Source organism: Celeribacter naphthalenivorans, assembly GCF_020524585.1.
Lineage (GTDB): Bacteria > Pseudomonadota > Alphaproteobacteria > Rhodobacterales > Rhodobacteraceae > Celeribacter > Celeribacter naphthalenivorans.
Map to the genome: position 1 here is coordinate 55,720 of NZ_JAIVLK010000011.1, position 16,894 is coordinate 72,613.

Below are 16,894 nucleotides of genomic sequence, written 5' to 3' on the forward strand. Positions count from 1 at the left end.
CCGCTCAGGAGGAGACCCATATGACCTATCGCGCGCCGGTTTCGGATTATCAGTTCATTCTCGATCATATCGTCGATTTCGCCTCCGTCCTGGAGAGTGACAGTTTCGAAGATGTGGATGCGGAGACCATCGCTGCGATCCTGTCCGAGGCCGGCAAGCTTGCCAGCGATGTGGTCGCGCCGCTGGACCGTGGCGGCGATCTGACGCCTGCCGCGCTGTCCGACGGAGTGGTGAAAACCTCGCCGGGCTTTGCCGAGGCGCATGGTCAGATTGCCGAGGGCGGTTGGATCGGCATGCTGGCCGATCCTGAAAATGGCGGCATGGGCCTGCCTTTGACGGTGGCAACGGCGGTCAATGAGATGATGTCCGGCGGCTGTCTGTCGCTGTCGCTTCAGCCTTTGATGACCCAGGGTCAGATCGAGGCGCTGGAACACCACGCCTCGGACGCGATCAAAGAACAATATATCCCAAAGCTCATCTCCGGCGAGTGGACCGGGACGATGAACCTGACGGAATCGGGCGCCGGTTCGGATGTTGGCGCGCTGCGCACCAAGGCGGAGCGCAATGATGATGGGTCTTACACCATCACCGGCCAGAAGATTTTCATCACCTGGGGCGACAATGATTTCTCCGAGAATGTCTGCCACCTCGTGCTGGCGCGACTGCCCGATGGGGCGCCGGGAACGAAGGGTATTTCTTTGTTTATGGTGCCGAAAATTCTGCCGAATGAGGATGGGTCTTTGGGCGAGGCGAACAGCCTTCATGTGGTGAGCCTCGAACATAAACTCGGCATCCACGGCTCGCCGACCTGTGTCATGGCCTATGAGGGGGCCAAGGGCTGGCTCGTGGGCGAAGAACATCAAGGCATGAAATGCATGTTCACCATGATGAACAACGCGCGTCTGGGCGTCGGTGTTCAAGGCGTCGGCATTGCAGAAGCCGCCACGCAAAAGGCGCTGGCCTATGCGGAAGACCGCGTTCAGGGCAAATCGCCGCTGGGCCGCGAGGGCGCGGGGATCATCGACCACGCCGATGTGCGCCGGATGCTGGCCTCAATGCGCGCGGATACCTATGTGGCGCGCGCGATTGCACTGGCCTGCGGTGTGGCGCTGGACCTTGGGCGCACGGACCCGGACCAACAGGCGCGCGGCGCCTTTCTCATTCCGATCGCCAAAGCCTTCTCCACCGACATCGGGCACGAAGTGGCCCAGATCGGCGTGCAGGTGCATGGCGGCATGGGGTTCATCGAAGAGACCGGCGCGGCGCAATATGCTCGCGACGCGCGGATCACCTCGATCTACGAGGGCACGAATGGCATTCAGGCGATGGACCTCGTGGGCCGCAAATTGATGGACGGCGGGGACGCGGCCTTTGGGATTTTGGACGAGATCGAGGTCTTTGCCGAAGCCGCGCGGGCGACGTTGCCGAACCGCGCGAAAGCCGTCTGGAACGCCGCCGAGACGCTGCGCGAAGGTGTCGAGGCGATGCTGGCGCTGCCGATGAACGACCGATTTGCGGGCGCCGTCCCCTTCCTGCGCGCCTTTGCCCGCGTGTTGGGCGGCTATTATCACCTCAAGGCCGCGATTGCCGAGGGTGGCGATGGTCCGCGCGCGCGGCTTGCAGCTTTCTACATCAACCGTATGCTGCCCGAGCACACCGCTCTTCTGGCGCAGGCGCGTTTGGGGGCGGAGGATATTTATGCCTTGGCCCCAGAGGACCTGACTGCCTGATGACTGACCCGATCCGCACGCCCTTCGAGCCACCAGAACTGGGGGGCGTGGTCGAGATCGAACCCGGCGTGCTCTGGACCCGGATGCCATTGCCGGTGCCGCTGGCCCATGTGAATGTCTATGCCTTCGATGAGGGTGACGGCTGGACCGTGGTGGACACCGGTGTCGACACCCGCAAAAGCCGTGGGCTTTGGGAGGCCTTCATGGCGGGGCCTCTCGGCGGACGACCGATCAAGCGGGTGATCGTGACGCATCACCATCTCGATCATGTCGGTCTCGCGGGCTGGCTGATGACCGACCATGGCGCGGAATTGCTCACAAGCCGGACCTCCTATCTCATGGCACGTATGTTGCGGCTTGATATTCAGGACGCTCCTACGCCTGAAATGTGTGATTTTTGGCGGTCCTGCGGCATGTCGGAGGAAGTCTACGCCAAGCGTCTTTCCGAGCGCCCCTTCAACACCGCCGACGCGGTCAGCTCGCTGCCCTTGGGCTACACGCGGTTGCAGGACGGCGATGAGATTGAGATTGGCGGGCAGATTTGGGATATTCGCACCGGCGACGGCCATGCGCCCGAACATCTGACATTCTGGCGTCGTGACGGGGCTTTGGTCATCGGCGGAGATCAGCTTTTGGGTGGGATTTCTCCGAACCTCGGTGTCTCCGCGACCGAACCCTTGGCCGATCCGGTGGGCGATTGGATTGCCTCTTGCGAGCGTTTCGTGCCCCATGCGCGTGACAGCCAGTTGGTGCTCACCGGGCACAAGCTGCCCTACACCGGCCTGCCCGCAAGGCTCAGCCATTTGATCGACAACCACCGCCACGCTCTGGCGCGTTTGACCGAAGTGCTGTCGGAACCGCGCACCGCTTGCGACTGTTTCGATGTGCTGTTCAAACGTCCGATCAAAGAGGGCGAATACGGGCTCGCGATGGTCGAGGCCATGGCGCATTGTCGTCACCTCGAACGTCAGGGCGTTGTGACTGGACGCCTGCGCGAAGATGGTGCCATCCTGTGGCAAACAGGAGCTTAAACCATGCCCACGCACACATCAGACGAGATTCGCACCACCGCCGAAGCCCATGAAGAGGCCGCGCTGCCGCAGGCCCGTGTGGTCCATGCCGACCCGGAGACCTGCACGGCGGAACAGAAACCCCTGCCCAACGCCATGGTGCGCAAGCCGGTCGAGGAGAAAAGCGCCGCCGAATGGGCCTATGAGCGTCTGATCCTTTATATCCAGAATTTTGAGGAACAACTCGACAGCGAACATGAGATCGCCATGGGCTTTGCCGGTTCCGACACCGGCGTGATGCGGATCGAAGGCATTGGCTTTTTCGATCCCGACATTGTGACCTTTTACGGTTCGGACGAGGCGGGGACCAAGACCCAGCTCATTCAACACGTCACCCAACTGAACGTCATGCTGCGCGCGCTGCCGAAACAGGCGCCGATGGCGCCGCCCGCGCGGATTGGCTTCCGTCTTGTGGCCGATCTGGAACAGGAGCGCGATGTTGAAGAGGCAGAAGGTGACGCCAAGGCGTGACAGGTGTTTGTGAATCGTCTAATTCATAAGAAAACACCCAAACCGGGAGGAGAAACGCACAATGTCAGACCACAAACACGGCGAAATGGATATTTCCGTACAAGAAAAGACCTTTGATGGCTTCATCAAATGGTCGATCGGGGTTGCAGCCGCGTCCATTATCGTTTTGATCATCGCTGCCGTCTTTAACGGCTAAGTTACCACATAGGCCAGGAGCCGAAACTTTGCACATCTTGCATCGAGCCTTTTGGCTCCTGTCGCTTGTCGTTCTCACTGCATGTGGGGCCGCTGAACCGAAATGGGCGCCCGATACGGAGGTCGCGCGGTCGCATTACGTCCACGGCGCGCCCTATCAACTGACGCTTTTCACCGTGATCAACAACCGCCATGGCGGCGGGGGGCATTCGGCACTCATGGTCAATGCGCCGTCCGAGCGGTTGATTTTTGACCCGGCGGGCACGTTTTATCACCCGCATCTGCCGGAGCGGAATGATGTGCATTTCGGCATGAGCGATCCGGCTGTTGCCTTTTACATCGATTACCATGCGCGGGTGAGCTGGCATGTGGTCGAGCAGACCATCGAGGTCAGCCCCGAGGTTGCCACTCTGGCGCTCGCGAAGGTGCAGGCCTACGGCGCCGTGCCCAAGGCGATGTGCGCCAGCAGCGTCTCGGAAATTCTCTCCGGCCTGCCGGGGTTCGAGGGGACGCCGCGCACCATGTCGCCGAAAAAGCTGATGCAATGGTTTGCCGAACAGCCCGGCGTCACCGAGAAAAAGCACTACGATGACAGCCCGGATGACAACGGCCGGCTCATTCAGGCGCCGCCTCTGTTGCTGCCCCGTGGTGGGGCTTAACCCAGAAACGCGCCGAGACCGAAGAACAGGCCAAGCCCCGTAAGGATCGCCCAGAGCACGTTCTTGGTCCAGACCCCGATGATGATTGTCACGGCTGCGCAGAACAGGCGCAGCGGATCGGTGTCGGCCTTGGCCCCGATCAGCATCGGTGCGACCACGGCGGGCAACACCGCGACAGGCGTGTAGCGCAAGAGGCGCAACAGCCACGCGGGCAGGGGGCGATCCCCCACCAGACCCAGAAAAGAAAAGCGGATCAGGAAGGTGCCGATGGCCATTCCGATGATGATGATCCAGATTTGCGTCGGGCTTGCCTCGATCATGCCGCGGCCTTTCTCTTTTCCATCCAGCTTTCCACCTGCGCCCCCACCAAAAGCGCGACCACGGCAGCCACCAAAAGCCCGGTGCCATAGGGCATGAAGCTCAGCGCCAGCACGAGCACGACGGAGGTCAGTGCAGAGGCGACATGCGCCAGCGTCTTGAGCATCGGGGCGACGACGGCCAGAAACGTGATCGGCACGGCGAAATCGACGCCAACGTCGGTGGGGATCATCTCGCCCAAAAGCGCGCCCGCCAGCGTCAAAAGATACCAAGCGATGCCGATTGGAATGGCGACGCCAAAGAAATAGCCGAGTTTCTCGGAGAGGCTGAGATCGGGCTCTTTCTCGAACTTGATGCTCGCCAGTGCATAGGGCTGATCATAGAGCATATAGGCGGCAAAAGCGCGGGTCGCGAGCGAGGCCTTGCCGATATGCGGCGTGAAAGCGGCGGAATACATCCCCATGCGCAGGTTCACGGCCAGAGCGGTGGCCAATACGATCACGGTGGGCGCGTTTTCAGTCATGAGCTGAAGCGCGGCCAATTGCGCGGAGCCGGCGATCACGAGGATAGAAAACCCCATGACCTCGGCGACATTGAGGCCCGCTTGGGTGGCAATCGCGCCGAAAATCGCGGCGAAGGGCCAGATCACGATGTGAAAGGGCAGGCCGTCCTTGGCCCCTTTGAGAAATTGCTGTGTGGCGGGTGAGTAAGACATGAGATCAACGTGTTAGGAACCGCTGCACCCTAGGGGACGGGCGCAGCCTAGGCCAATGGCGAAATGTGAAGACGGGCTTTGCGAATGCTGATGGTCGCGGCTTAGTCGAAAGTGCCGGTCACACGGCCCAAAAGCATGAAGGCGCGTGCAGTGCGGCAATCCGACAGGGCGGCGATTTCTTCATCCGTGGCGGTCTGTTCGAACTCGGCAAAGGTCTTGTCGAATTTGCGCAGGAAATGGTGCACGGCATCGCGGAAAATCGCGTCCTGTTTCATCCGTGCGGACGCCAGCGCCAAAGACGACCGGTCCCGTACCCCGCCCAAAGAGGCGACAGCATGGCCGCGCTCGCCCTTGGCAAAGCGGCGCCAAATCTCGGGTTTGGCACGGTCAGGGCGCAGATCGTCCATATAGATGCCGTCTTGCGACAAAAGCGTCAGAACGTCTTGGGCGGCATGGATCAACTGGCTGACCTTGCGATCCGACAGGGCGCGACGAAGTGCCCGAAAGCCCTCTTTGTCCTCGGCGGTTTCCGGGAAATTCATCGCCTTGATGAAATCCGCGACCGACAGCGGCGGCGCGAGGCTTTCCGAAGGTGTGCCAAGTGCCAGAGAGGCCTGATCCTCGATCAGCGCAGGCGCGGGTATCGCAAGCTTGTCCTCGGCGGGCGTCTGGCCCGGGCGGATCGAGGTGAATGTGGCGAGCGTGCTCTCGGTCTTGCGTTGGGCTGCGGCGATCTCTTCGAGTTTCTTCTCGACAGTGGCGTTCGAACCGCCCTGTTGCCCGGACAGATAAGCTTGCCGCATGGCGGAGATCGCGGCCTGCAAGCGGCGGCTCTCTTCGCGCATCGTGACAGAGGCCCGCACGGCCAAAGCGCCGACCCAGATCATCGCAATCGGCATGAAGATCGCAATGATCATCATCACGAAGCGGATGCTGTCGAATCCGCCTTCGCTTGTGCCTGTCCCAACGATCATAAAATAGCCCGCCGTCATGGCCAGCCACACCAGCGACAGGATCGCGGCGATCATTTCGGTCGCGGTGATTTTCGATGCATCTTCAGGACGCTGATACACACCGAGTTCGATTTTTTTCGGGCTTTCGTCTGCCAAGCTGGCCTCCACGACCGCGTTTTCTCGATCAGATATACGCGATCTTGAGGATTTCGTAGGCTTTTTCTCCGCCCGGGGTGCGAACCTCGACACTGTCGCCTTCGTCCTTGCCGATGAGGGCGCGCGCCAGCGGCGATTTGATGTTCAAAAGCCCGCGTTCGATGTCGGCTTCGTGTTCGCCGACGATCTGATAGGTCTTTTCCTCATCCGTGTCCTCATCGACGATGGTGACGGTGGCGGAAAATTTCACGGCACCCGAAAGTGTTTTCGGATCAATCACATCGGTCAGAGACAGGATGCCCTCGAGCTCCTTGATCCGGCCTTCGATAAAGCTCTGTTTCTCGCGTGCGGAATGGTATTCGGCATTCTCCGAGAGATCGCCAAGCTCGCGGGCCTCCGCAATCGCCTGAATGATCGCCGGGCGCTCCACGGATTTCAGTTTTTTCAGCTCGTCGTTCAGCGCGGTATAGCCCGCGCGGGTCATGAGAATCTTTTCCATAGGGCCACTCATCTGCACGAAAAAAGCACTGCAGTGACCTGTCGGGGTCTCCGCGTGCTTGTGTTGTTTCAGTTTGTCGACCTACCTGACCCGGAATGCGGGGGATTTTCAAGGGGGTTTTCTGGAACGCGTCAGAGACTTTTGTTTCCTCATTTCGCAAAATTCCCGCCCTGCGGCCGTAATTGTGCCCAATTGAAGATGCATCTTGCGAGAAAATCCAAATGCCAAAGGGGCTGCGCGTGATCGGGTTCGCACGATTTTCTTTTGTCTTTTTTCTCTTCGCCCTCGTGGCGACGGTGCTGATCCGTGGCACGACGGCGCATATCCCCGGCATCGTCGGCTTTTCCATTTCGACCATCGTATACATGGGCGCGGGGCCTTGGGTGATCTGGACTTTGCCTTTGTTCGGCTATTTCGCGTGGAAACACCCGCGGCGCTTAGGCGAGGCGGCTTTGGGATTCGCGGCGACCGTCGCACTGGTCTCCGGCTACACGTTGTTCAAGGCGGTGATCCCGACCCTCGTGCCGTTTTGGGCCGATCCGATGCTGGCCGGATGGGACCGGATGCTGCACGGCGGGCGCGATGCCTGGCAGGTGGCGCATGATCTGCGCGGCTGGATCGACACGGATGGTGCGGCCTTCACCTATTCCGGTCTCTGGGGCGCCTTTGCCTTTTCCTTCCCCATGCTTTTGGCTCTGGGCGACAGCGATCCGACGCGCAAAGCCCGTTATCTGAGCCTCTATGCGCTGTCTTGGGTGCTGCTGGGCAATGTCATTGCGACTGTGTTCGCCTCCGCCGGGCCGATCTATGCCGATCTGGTCACGGGCGGCGATCACTTCGCGCCAATGGTGGCGTCGCTGTCCGATCTGACCTTCCCGGGCACGTCCGTCGACCGTGTGCAACAGGCGCTTTGGGCTCAATATATCGAAAAAGGAGGTGCGCAACTTGGCGGCTCCGGCATTTCGGCTTTTCCGTCGATGCATGTGGCGATGGCGACGATCTGGGCGCTCTATGTGTCGGAACGTTCGCGGTTTTATGCCCCTGTCGGCATCGCCTTTGCGGCGACGATTCTGTTCCTCTCTGTCTATACAGGATGGCATTACGCGGTGGATGGCTACGCATCTGTGCTGTTCACTGTCGCAATATTTGCCTTTTTGCGAGTTTTTATGCGTCGTAGGGCCCTCGGGACGTCACGAAAATCGACAGCGCAAATTGACCAAGCCCTCGCATAAAGGTTACTTAGGCCAACAAACGCCGCCAGAGCCAGGGAGAACAGATATGTCAGCAATCGAGCGTGAGGCGATGGAATATGATGTCGTGATTGTGGGGGCTGGTCCTGCGGGTCTGTCTGCTGCGATCCGGCTCAAGCAATTGGACGCCGATCTGAGTGTCGTCGTGTTGGAAAAAGGCTCCGAGGTGGGCGCGCATATTCTGTCCGGTGCGGTTCTGGACCCGGTGGGTCTGAACGCTTTGATCCCGGATTGGAAAGAGCGCGGCGCGCCGATCACCACTGAGGTGAAAGAAGACCATTTCCACGTGTTGGGCGAGGCCGGGTCGATCCGCATTCCGAACTTCCCGCTGCCGCCTCTGATGTCGAACCACGGCAAATACATCGTCTCGATGGGCAATGTTTGCCGCTGGATGGCGGAGCAGGCCGAGGAGCTGGGCGTCGAGATTTTCCCGGGCATGGCGTGTTCCGAGCTGGTTTACGGCGACAATGGCGAGGTCAAAGGCGTCGTCGCAGGTGTCTTCGGGCTTGAGGCCGATGGCACCATCGGGCCGGACAGCGAGCCGGGGATGGAGCTGCACGGCAAATATGTGCTGATTTCCGAGGGCGTGCGCGGGTCTCTGGCGAAAGAGATCATCGCGAAATACGACCTGCAGGCCGGTCGCGACGCGCAGAAATTCGGTCTCGGTATGAAAGAGATTTGGGAGATCGACCCGGAGAAGCACCGCGAAGGCAAGGTCTGGCACTCGATGGGCTGGCCTCTGGGGTCGAACGCGGGCGGCGGTGGCTTTGTCTACCACGCTGAAAATAATCAGCTTTATCTGGGTTTCGTGGTTCACCTGAACTACAAGAACCCGTATCTCTTCCCCTATATGGAATTCCAGCGCTTCAAACAGCACCCGCTGGTGAAGGAGCTTTTGGAGGGCGGCAAACGCGTGGCTTACGGCGCGCGGGCGATCTCCGAGGGCGGCTATCAGTCGATGCCGAAAGCGGCCTTTCCGGGCGGGGCTTTGCTGGGCTGTTCCGTCGGCCTCGTCAACGTGCCGCGGATCAAGGGCAACCACAACGCGATGCTGTCGGGCAAGGCGGCGGCGGAGCACGCCTTTGCGGCGATCCAGGAAGGCCGCTCCGGCGACACGCTCGAAGGCTACGAGACCGAGCTGCGGACGGGCGCGGTCGGCAAGGATTTGAAACGCGTGCGCAACGTCAAGCCGCTCTGGTCCAAGTTTGGCCTCACCGCGTCGCTGGCGCTTGGCGGGTTCGACATGTGGACCAACCAGATTTTCGGGGGGTCTCTGTTCGGCACCGTGAAGCACGGCAAAACCGACGCGCAATCGACCGGCAGGGCCGAGAAATTCAAACCGATCGACTATCCCAAACCCGATGGCGTGATCTCGTTCGACCGGCTCACCAACGTCTCCTTCGCGGCGACCAACCACGAAGAGAGCCAGCCCTGTCACCTGAAACTCAAGGACCCGCAGGTCGCGATTGACGTCGATTACAAACAATACGGTGGCCCGTCGCAGCGCTACTGCCCGGCTGGCGTCTACGAATATCTGACGGAAGAGGGTGAAGAGCCGAAGTTCGTGATCAACTTCCAGAACTGCGTGCACTGCAAGACCTGCGACATCAAGGAAACCAGCCAGAACATCACCTGGACGGTGCCCCAAGGCGGCGATGGCCCGAACTATCCCAACATGTAAGCCTCTCACGGCAACGTGTTTTCCAAGACCAACGACGGGGGCCAACACGGCCCCCGTTTGCATTGCGGTGCGGCGGTTTGGCGGCTAGTCTCAGGGCCACGCAGGAAAATGTCCGAGGAGACCACAGGTGACACAACGCAGCGGCCGCATGATTTCCGCCCTTACGGCCATTGGCCTCTTGCTTGGAAGCAGTGCCGCGCTTGCGCCCGCCTCCGCCGTGGCCGATGCAGGCCCCTATCTGGCCGCGCGCCAGGCGACGATGGACCGCAGCTTTCAGGATCTCGTGACCTATGCCACCCGCGCGTTGGTGACGGATCCGAAAAATCCCGTCCTGCTCGAATCCGTGATTTCGGCGCATATTTCCATGGGAGAATTCGACGCCGCGAAAGGCTATTCCGCGCTGTTGAACCAGATCGAACCGGGCAACCAGATCGCCGCCATGGCCGAGCTGACGCTTTTGGCGCGCGATGGCGATTACGACGGTCTCATCGCGGCTCTTGAAAATGGGCAAAGCATCAGCACCGTGGTGGATGGCCTCATGTTGGCTTGGGCGCATATCGGTCAGGGCGATATGTCCGGCGCTTTGGAATTGTTCGACGAGGGCACCGGTCTCGGCGAAGGCTTCGAACATTTTGGCGCGTATAACAAAGCTTTGGCTCTGGGATTGGTCGGTGATTACGAAGGCGCGTTGGCGATCCTGACCGAGGACGGCGTGCGGGATGCGCGGACCTCTGTGCTGGCGAAGGTCGAAATCCTCAGCCAGCTTGAGCGCAATGGTGAGGCGCTTGAGGTCTTGAACGGTGCCTTCGGCGAGGGCGTGTTGGACCCGGAGCTTGAAGAGATGCGTGCCGCTTTGTCTGCGGGCGAAACCGTGCCGTTCAACGTTGTGCGCAGCGCCAGCGACGGCATTGCCGATGTGTTCTTCGCCGTGGCTGCCGCGCTCGATGGCGGGCTTGATGACGCCTACACCCTGCTCTACGCCCGCATCGCCGAGGCGCTTCGCCCGGATGAGGCCGCCTATGTGCTGAACGTGGCAGCACTTTTGGAGCGTCTGGGAAATTACGATCTTGCCACCACAGCCTATGACAGCATTGCGCAGGACGATCCGGCCTTTCCAATTGCAAATCTCGGACGCGCCGAAACCCTGCGCGCGGCGGGCAAGGATGAGGCCTCTTTGGAGGTGCTGCGGCAACTGACCAAGTCTTACCCCGAGATGGACAATGTCCATATTGCTCTGGGCGATGCCCTGCGCAGCACCGAGCGCTACGAAGAGGCGGTGGAGGCCTATTCCGTGGTGATCGACCGGCACCAGCCGCCAACGCGCGGGCTCTGGCCTCTCTATTTCACGCGCGGTACGGCCTATGAGCGGCTGGGCGAATGGGAGAAATCCGAATCCGACCTGCGTCAGGCTTTGGCGCTCGAACCCGATCAACCGCGTGTGCTGAACTATCTCGGCTACTCGTTTCTGGAGCTGAAAACCAACCTCGACGAAGCGATGGAGATGATCCGCAAGGCCGCCGAGGCGCGGCCGCAAGACGGCTATATCACCGACAGCCTTGCCTGGGGTCTCTACCGTCTGCGCCGCTATGAGGAGGCCGTCGAGCCGATGGAGCGGGCTGTCGAATTGATGCCAGTCGATCCGATCATCAACGACCATTTGGGCGATGTTTACTGGGCCGTGGGCCGGGATCGCGAGGCGCGGTTTCAGTGGCACCGTGCCCTGTCGTTCGAGCCGGAAGAGGATGAGGCGGATCGCATTCGCCGCAAGCTCGACGTCGGGCTGGACCGCGTTCTGATCGAAGAGGGCGAAGAGCCGACGCGGGCAGGGCAGGACGGCTGATGACGGTCAAGGTTTTCGCGCCCGCCAAGATCAACCTGACGCTTCACGTCACCGGCCAGCGCGACGATGGCTATCATCTTTTGGACAGTCTGGTGGCCTTTATCGATTTGGGCGATCAGGTGACGGCGACGCCCGCCGCCACCTCGTCGCTGACTGTGACCGGCCCTTTTACCGAGGGCGTGCCCACGGATGGGACAAATCTGGTGATGCGCGCGGCGGAGCTTGCGGGAGCGCCGATGGAGATGGTGCTCGACAAACACCTGCCGCCTGCGTCTGGCATTGGTGGCGGATCGAGCGATGCGGCGGCCACTTTGCGGGCGGCCGCGCGACTGGGTGCGACGCCGGTTTCAGCGGAAAAGGCCCTGTCTTTGGGCGCCGATGTGCCCGTATGTCTGGCCGCAAAGCCGGTGCGGATGCGCGGGATCGGCGATGATTTGACGTCCGTGACCATGCCTGCGTTGCACATGGTGCTGGTCAATCCGCGTGTCGAAGTGTCGACACCGGAGGTGTTCAAGGCTTTGGCAAGCAAGGAAAATATGGAGATGCCGGGTCTCTTGCCTGACTGGCCCGATAGCCTGTCCTTCATCGATTGGCTCGGCACGCAGCGCAACGATCTGGAACGTCCTGCGGTGAAACTTGTGCCTGAAGTGGCGGCGGCGCTCACAGCTTTGGCCTTGGCGCCCGGTGCGCAGATGGTGCGCATGTCGGGCTCGGGTGCCACTTGTTTTGCGCTGTTCGAAGAGCGGTACAAGGCCGATGCTGCCGCGTTGCAACTGGCCGAGGGCAATCCCTGGTGGTGGGTGAAATCCGCCAGCACGATGCCCGGATGACAGGCTAAAGCGTTTTTCGTTTAATCTGAAACAGATTGAGGGAAAAACGTTGCCACACTGAATTGATATTGCTCTGTTTCTCAGAAAAATTGAGTGCCTCAAGTTTTCTGAGAAACGCTTTAGGGGATCGTCAGATGTTCAAACGTTTGCGTCGCCAGCCGGTGCCGGACATCACATTCACCTCTCGGAGGTCGCAAAGCCTGCCCAAACCGGACGAGGATTTGGCCGTTGTTGGCGATATTCACGGCCAGCTCCGCTGTCTCGATGACATTTTGAATAAGCTTGCGACGCAGGCGCCGCGGGCGCGCTGGGTCTTTGTTGGCGATTTCATTGATCGCGGCGACCACAGCGCAGAGGTTCTGACGCGGCTTCGAGAAATCGAGGTGGAGCGCCCGAACACGATCTGCCTGCGGGGCAACCATGAAGACATGATGTTGCAGTTTCTGGTGGCGCCGGACGCGGCGGGGAACCGTTGGATGCGCCATGGCGGGTTACAGACCATGGCTAGTTTTGGCGCCTTCGAGCTTGGGATCGAGAATTCTGCCGAGGCCTTGGTGCGTGCGCGGGATCAGCTTTTGGAGCGGATGCCGGAAGGGATGGCGATTTGGTTGGCGGAAAGGCCGTTTTCTTTCCAAAGCGGCAATGTGGCCGTGGTCCATGCCGGGGCGGACCCGGACAAACCCATCGCGGAGCAGGATCCAAAGGTTTTGATGTGGGGGCACCGGGGTTTTCGGCGTCAGATGCGGTCAGATCAGGTTTGGATCGTGCATGGCCACACGATTGTCGAGATGCCGCAGGAGCGCAACAGGGTGATTTCCATCGACACGGGGGCCTATGCCACCGGACGACTGACGGCGGCGCTCATCGCGGATGGCCAAGTGGAGTATTTGCAGAGTGCGCTTTAGGCCTTACAGCACGGCTTTTGCGACATCCTGATAGGCGGCTTTCACCAATGAGAGCGCTTTTTCCTCGCTCTGAGCCTGAGCATAGATGCGGAACTCCGGCGCATTGCCCGAGGGGCGCAGGTGCAGCACGTCGCCACTGTCGAAATCGACGCGCAACCCATCGGTGAGGTCCATCGCGGCAATCGTGCCGAAGGGGGCGAAAAAGCCCGCGCGCGTGTCATTGTCGGCGATCAGCCCATCGAGAAAGACCTTCGCCTTGTCGCGGTCAATCTCCTGCACACGGTCGGCGGCGGTGAAGCAGGGCGGCAAGGCGGCGACTCGTTGAGACAGGCTTTGCCCGGCCTGTTTTGCGGCCACCAGAGGGGCGAGGATCGGCAGAATGCAGTCGCGGGTCGGAAGGGGCGACAGCGGGGCTTTGAGCATCGCCTCGAAGCCCAAAAGAAAGCCGCCATTGGCCTCGAACCCAACGACCTCTGGATGTTTGGCCTCGGCCATGCCAGCGATCACGAAAGGCGAGCCGATCTTGGTCAGGATCACCTCGTCGAACTCCGGCAGGCGGCGCACCATGTCGTTGGAGGAGACCGGCGTGACCACAGAGTTTACGCCCAGAACCTGCGCGCTCAGCACGCCAAGAATGTCGCCGGGAATGACCTTGCCGGTCTCATCGGTGAGCATCGGCCGGTCGGCGTCACCATCGGTGGAGGCGATGGCGTCGAGGTGATTGTCCTGACACCAAGCGCGCAGTTTCTCGCGGGTCTCGGGATCGACGGCTTCGGTGTCGACGGGGATGAACGTGTCGGAATGGGCCAGCGGCACGATGTCGGCGCCGAGGCCGGTGAAAATGGCTTCCATCGTGTCTCGGGCCACGGAGGAATGGCGGTAAACACCGATTTTGAGGCCCTTGAGGGCATCCGGACCAAAGGCGTCGATGTAGCGCGCAATATAGTGCGTTTCGGCCTCTGGCGCCTCCTGATAGGTGCCTTGCGCCTTGCCCTCATAGCGGGATTTTTGCGCATAGGCCGCGTTGATCGCCGCCTCGTCGGTTTTCGACACTTCGCCGTCCGCAAGGTAGAATTTCAAACCGTTGCGATCCGCCGGAATGTGGCTTCCGGTCACCATGATCGCGGGGGCTTTGGCCGCCATGGAGGACAGCGCCAGCGCTGGCGTGCCAAGCGCGCCGCAGTCGATGACATCCACACCCGCAGCCCGCGCCGTGGCGCAGATGGTCTCGGCGATGCGCGGCGAAGAGGGGCGCAAATCCTGGCCCACGTAAAGCGTGTCGGGTTTCACCGTGCTGAGGAAAGCATGCACATAATCCGCAACGAGCTCATCCGTCAGCTCGGTGACAAGCCCGCGCAACCCGCTGGTGCCGAATTTGGGAGCCATCTTGTTTACCCTTTCGCGCCTTGGCCGCGGGAATAGACGTCCTCGTAGCGTATGATGTCGTCTTCTCCGACGTAAGACCCGGTTTGCACCTCGATCAAAACCATCGGCACTTTGCCGGGGTTTTCCATCCGGTGGACGGCGCCCAGCGGGATGTAGACGGATTGGTTTTCGGTCACCAATTGAACTTCGTCATCGACGGTGACACGCGCGGTGCCTTCGACCACGATCCAATGTTCAGAGCGATGGAAATGGCTTTGCAGGCTGAGCGCCGCGCCGGGGTGGACGTGGATGCGTTTGACCTGAAACCGCCCGCCGACCACGAGGCTTTCGAACCAGCCCCAGGGACGGTGATCCTTCGGGAATTGCGTGGCCTGATCCGATCCTTTCGCCTTGAGCGCGGTGACGGCTTTTTTCACGTCTTGCGCGCGGGACATGTCGGCGACCAGAACCGCGTCATTCATCGCGATGGCCATGATGTTCTCAAGCCCGATGCCGACCACTTCGAGACGGTCGCTGTCGGAGCGAATAAGGCTGTCTTTACAGTCGATTGCGGTCGCATCGCCGGAGGTGACGACGCCGTTCTCATCGGGGCCCGCTTCGCGCCAGACCGCGTCCCAGCCGCCCAGATCGGACCAGCCACCGTCAAAGGGCACGACGGCGAGGTTGTCGGCCTTTTCCATCACGGCATAGTCGATGGAAATGTCTTCCGCCCCGGACCAGGCCTCCGGGTCGAGACGCAGGAAACCGAGATCGACCTGTGCCATGTCCACGGCCTCCGTGACGGGGGCGGTCAGGGCTGGAGCGTATTTTGTGAAGGCGGCGATGATGTCCGTCGCCTTGAACAGGAAAATCCCGGCGTTCCAGAGGAAGGTGCCTGCCGCGACCATTTCGGCGGCGCGGTCCGCGTCGGGTTTCTCCACGAATTGTTTGAGATCGACGGCGGAGCCAGTGGCGTCCGGTTCAGCGGTCAGTTCGAGATAGCCATAGGCGGTTTCCGCGTGCGTCGGCTTGATCCCAAAGGTCACCAGTTTGCCGGCCTCGAGTGCAGCCAGACCTTTTTCAATCGCAACATGGAAGGCGGCGACATCGGGCACGACATGATCAGACGGTGCCACCAGCATGATGGCATCCGGGTCTTTTTCGACCAGATAGAGTGCTGCGGCAAAGATCGCAGGCGCGGTGTTGCGCCCTTCAGGCTCGATCAGGATAGCACCGGGATCGATGCCGATGGCGGAGAGTTGTTCGGTGACGATGAAGCGAAAGTCTGAGCCTGTGAGCACCGTAGGGGGCGTAAAGTCCAGCTTGCCACTCGCGCCGCTCAGACGTTTGGCCGAAGCCTGAAACAGCGTTTGTTCATCGACCAGTGGGACGAATTGCTTTGGGTAACTCTTTCGCGAAAGAGGCCAAAGCCGAGTTCCAGAACCGCCGCACAAAATAACCGGTGTAATCAATGGCATTCGTTCGTTCCCTGATCCGCAAAAGTCGTTACCTACTCTCTCTCTGATAGATGTGTAACCTGTGTGAAGTCTAGGAGAAGTCGCGTTTAAGGCGAGTGATCTTGCCTCTGCGTTAAATATGCCCAATTCGTAGAATGCATGATCACAAACTCTACGAAACTGCACTTTCAAATCTGGCGGCGTTTACGTTTTGGGGGGACGAATATGTGGGTGGGGTCGCGATCATGCCTCACCGACAGCGCGCTACGCCTTTTCGGATGACTTCCGCGCCGGAGATGCGGGTGACGTTGTAAATCTTGTAGCGCGCCGTGGTCATGTACCATTGACGGAGCGGCTCTGGGAAATGTGCGGCGACCATGTTTGACCAGTGATCGAATTCCGCAGGGCTCAGTTTGGTGCCAAGCCGGTAGGGGCCGTGAAAGGCAAAACTGGCCCGGGGCGACACGCAGACATTGTCGGCGCCGAGAAACATTGTGCAGCTCGAGACGCATTCGCCGCGGCGGATTTCGACCTTTTGTCCAAGGCGGTTGATCTCCGCGATTTCATTATACCGCGCCTTCACGCTTCCGCCCGGATCGCCGGTGATGACAATCGTTGCGCCCGGTTGATTTGACCGCGACTGTGTTGCGTCGGCGGAGGTTCCGGCCAACATAAGGGCGATAAGAAACAGATTTACGCATAGGACGGCAAAGCGCGTGACGGTTTTGATAAGCATGGCAACACCCCTGATGAAAACATCGGGGTGTTCTTCCCCAGCACCGACGCGGATCGGTTCAGCA

The 16,894-nt window shown here is 60.5% G+C and carries 17 protein-coding genes; 10 read left to right on the plus strand and 7 right to left on the minus strand.

Annotation, left to right across the window (positions count from 1 at the left end):
* Positions 1-20: 20 nt before the first annotated feature.
* From LC094_RS19915 to LC094_RS19935, 5 genes are all read left to right on the plus strand, one after another.
* Positions 21-1,730: an acyl-CoA dehydrogenase gene (locus LC094_RS19915; protein WP_226554529.1), complete on the plus strand. Its 1,710-nt coding sequence runs from the start codon at positions 21-23 to the stop codon at positions 1,728-1,730.
* Positions 1,730-2,761: an MBL fold metallo-hydrolase gene (locus LC094_RS19920; RefSeq protein WP_226554530.1), complete on the plus strand. Its 1,032-nt coding sequence runs from the start codon at positions 1,730-1,732 to the stop codon at positions 2,759-2,761. The genes LC094_RS19915 and LC094_RS19920 overlap by 1 nt, the downstream gene beginning before the upstream one ends.
* A 3-nt stretch (positions 2,762-2,764) precedes the next feature.
* Entirely contained in the window at positions 2,765-3,271 is a 507-nt protein-coding gene (locus tag LC094_RS19925; protein ID WP_226554531.1) for a DUF6173 family protein, read from the plus strand.
* 61 nt (positions 3,272-3,332) lie between these two features.
* Positions 3,333-3,467, plus strand: a complete 135-nt coding sequence (locus tag LC094_RS19930; protein WP_167602729.1) for an aa3-type cytochrome c oxidase subunit IV — start codon at positions 3,333-3,335, stop codon at positions 3,465-3,467.
* 28 nt (positions 3,468-3,495) lie between these two features.
* The gene (locus LC094_RS19935; protein ID WP_226554532.1) at positions 3,496-4,125 is read left to right on the plus strand and encodes a hypothetical protein; all 630 of its coding nucleotides are present in this window, start codon (positions 3,496-3,498) and stop codon (positions 4,123-4,125) included.
* Here the strand turns inward: LC094_RS19935 and LC094_RS19940 are convergent.
* The 4 genes from LC094_RS19940 to greA form a co-directional block, all read right to left on the minus strand.
* A complete protein-coding gene (locus LC094_RS19940) occupies positions 4,122-4,445 on the minus strand; it encodes an AzlD domain-containing protein (RefSeq protein WP_226554533.1) in 324 nt (107 codons plus the stop codon). The genes LC094_RS19935 and LC094_RS19940 overlap by 4 nt on opposite strands.
* Positions 4,442-5,158 carry an AzlC family ABC transporter permease gene (locus LC094_RS19945; RefSeq protein ID WP_226554534.1) on the minus strand — a complete coding sequence of 239 codons (717 nt, stop codon included), beginning with the start codon at positions 5,156-5,158 and terminating at the stop codon, positions 4,442-4,444. Before LC094_RS19945 ends, LC094_RS19940 begins: the two co-directional genes overlap by 4 nt.
* 101 nt (positions 5,159-5,259) lie before the next feature.
* On the minus strand, positions 5,260-6,267 hold the full coding sequence (locus LC094_RS19950; RefSeq protein ID WP_226554535.1) for a hypothetical protein: 1,008 nt from the start codon (positions 6,265-6,267) through the stop codon (positions 5,260-5,262).
* Positions 6,268-6,295: 28 nt separating this feature from the next.
* The gene (gene greA, locus LC094_RS19955) at positions 6,296-6,766 is read right to left on the minus strand and encodes a transcription elongation factor GreA (RefSeq protein ID WP_226554536.1); all 471 of its coding nucleotides are present in this window, start codon (positions 6,764-6,766) and stop codon (positions 6,296-6,298) included.
* Positions 6,767-7,005: 239 nt separating this feature from the next.
* Between greA and LC094_RS19960 the strand changes: the two genes are divergently transcribed.
* The 5 genes from LC094_RS19960 (at position 7,006) to LC094_RS19980 (ending at position 13,272) form a co-directional block, all read left to right on the plus strand.
* Positions 7,006-7,998, plus strand: coding sequence for a phosphatase PAP2 family protein (locus tag LC094_RS19960; RefSeq protein WP_226554537.1), 993 nt, complete (start codon positions 7,006-7,008; stop codon positions 7,996-7,998).
* A 46-nt stretch (positions 7,999-8,044) separates the two neighbouring features.
* The gene (locus LC094_RS19965; RefSeq protein ID WP_226554538.1) at positions 8,045-9,697 is read left to right on the plus strand and encodes an electron transfer flavoprotein-ubiquinone oxidoreductase; all 1,653 of its coding nucleotides are present in this window, start codon (positions 8,045-8,047) and stop codon (positions 9,695-9,697) included.
* Between the two features lie 127 nt (positions 9,698-9,824).
* Positions 9,825-11,537, plus strand: a complete 1,713-nt coding sequence (locus LC094_RS19970; RefSeq protein ID WP_226554539.1) for a tetratricopeptide repeat protein — start codon at positions 9,825-9,827, stop codon at positions 11,535-11,537.
* Positions 11,537-12,367: a 4-(cytidine 5'-diphospho)-2-C-methyl-D-erythritol kinase gene (locus LC094_RS19975; RefSeq protein ID WP_226554540.1), complete on the plus strand. Its 831-nt coding sequence runs from the start codon at positions 11,537-11,539 to the stop codon at positions 12,365-12,367. The genes LC094_RS19970 and LC094_RS19975 overlap by 1 nt, the downstream gene beginning before the upstream one ends.
* A gap of 134 nt (positions 12,368-12,501) precedes the next feature.
* Positions 12,502-13,272 (plus strand): metallophosphoesterase family protein, encoded by a 771-nt coding sequence (locus LC094_RS19980; protein ID WP_226554541.1) that lies wholly within the window; start codon positions 12,502-12,504, stop codon positions 13,270-13,272.
* 3 nt (positions 13,273-13,275) lie between these two features.
* On the opposite strand, the gene LC094_RS19985 is transcribed toward LC094_RS19980, so the two are convergent.
* The 3 genes from LC094_RS19985 to LC094_RS19995 all read right to left on the minus strand — a co-directional run bounded on the left by LC094_RS19985 (position 13,276) and on the right by LC094_RS19995 (position 16,830).
* Positions 13,276-14,658 (minus strand): phosphomannomutase, encoded by a 1,383-nt coding sequence (locus tag LC094_RS19985; RefSeq protein WP_226554542.1) that lies wholly within the window; start codon positions 14,656-14,658, stop codon positions 13,276-13,278.
* A gap of 5 nt (positions 14,659-14,663) precedes the next feature.
* The gene (locus LC094_RS19990) at positions 14,664-16,115 is read right to left on the minus strand and encodes a mannose-1-phosphate guanylyltransferase/mannose-6-phosphate isomerase (RefSeq protein WP_226554543.1); all 1,452 of its coding nucleotides are present in this window, start codon (positions 16,113-16,115) and stop codon (positions 14,664-14,666) included.
* Positions 16,116-16,344: 229 nt separating this feature from the next.
* Positions 16,345-16,830, minus strand: coding sequence for a hypothetical protein (locus LC094_RS19995; RefSeq protein WP_226554544.1), 486 nt, complete (start codon positions 16,828-16,830; stop codon positions 16,345-16,347).
* Between the last annotated feature and the right edge of the window lie 64 nt (positions 16,831-16,894).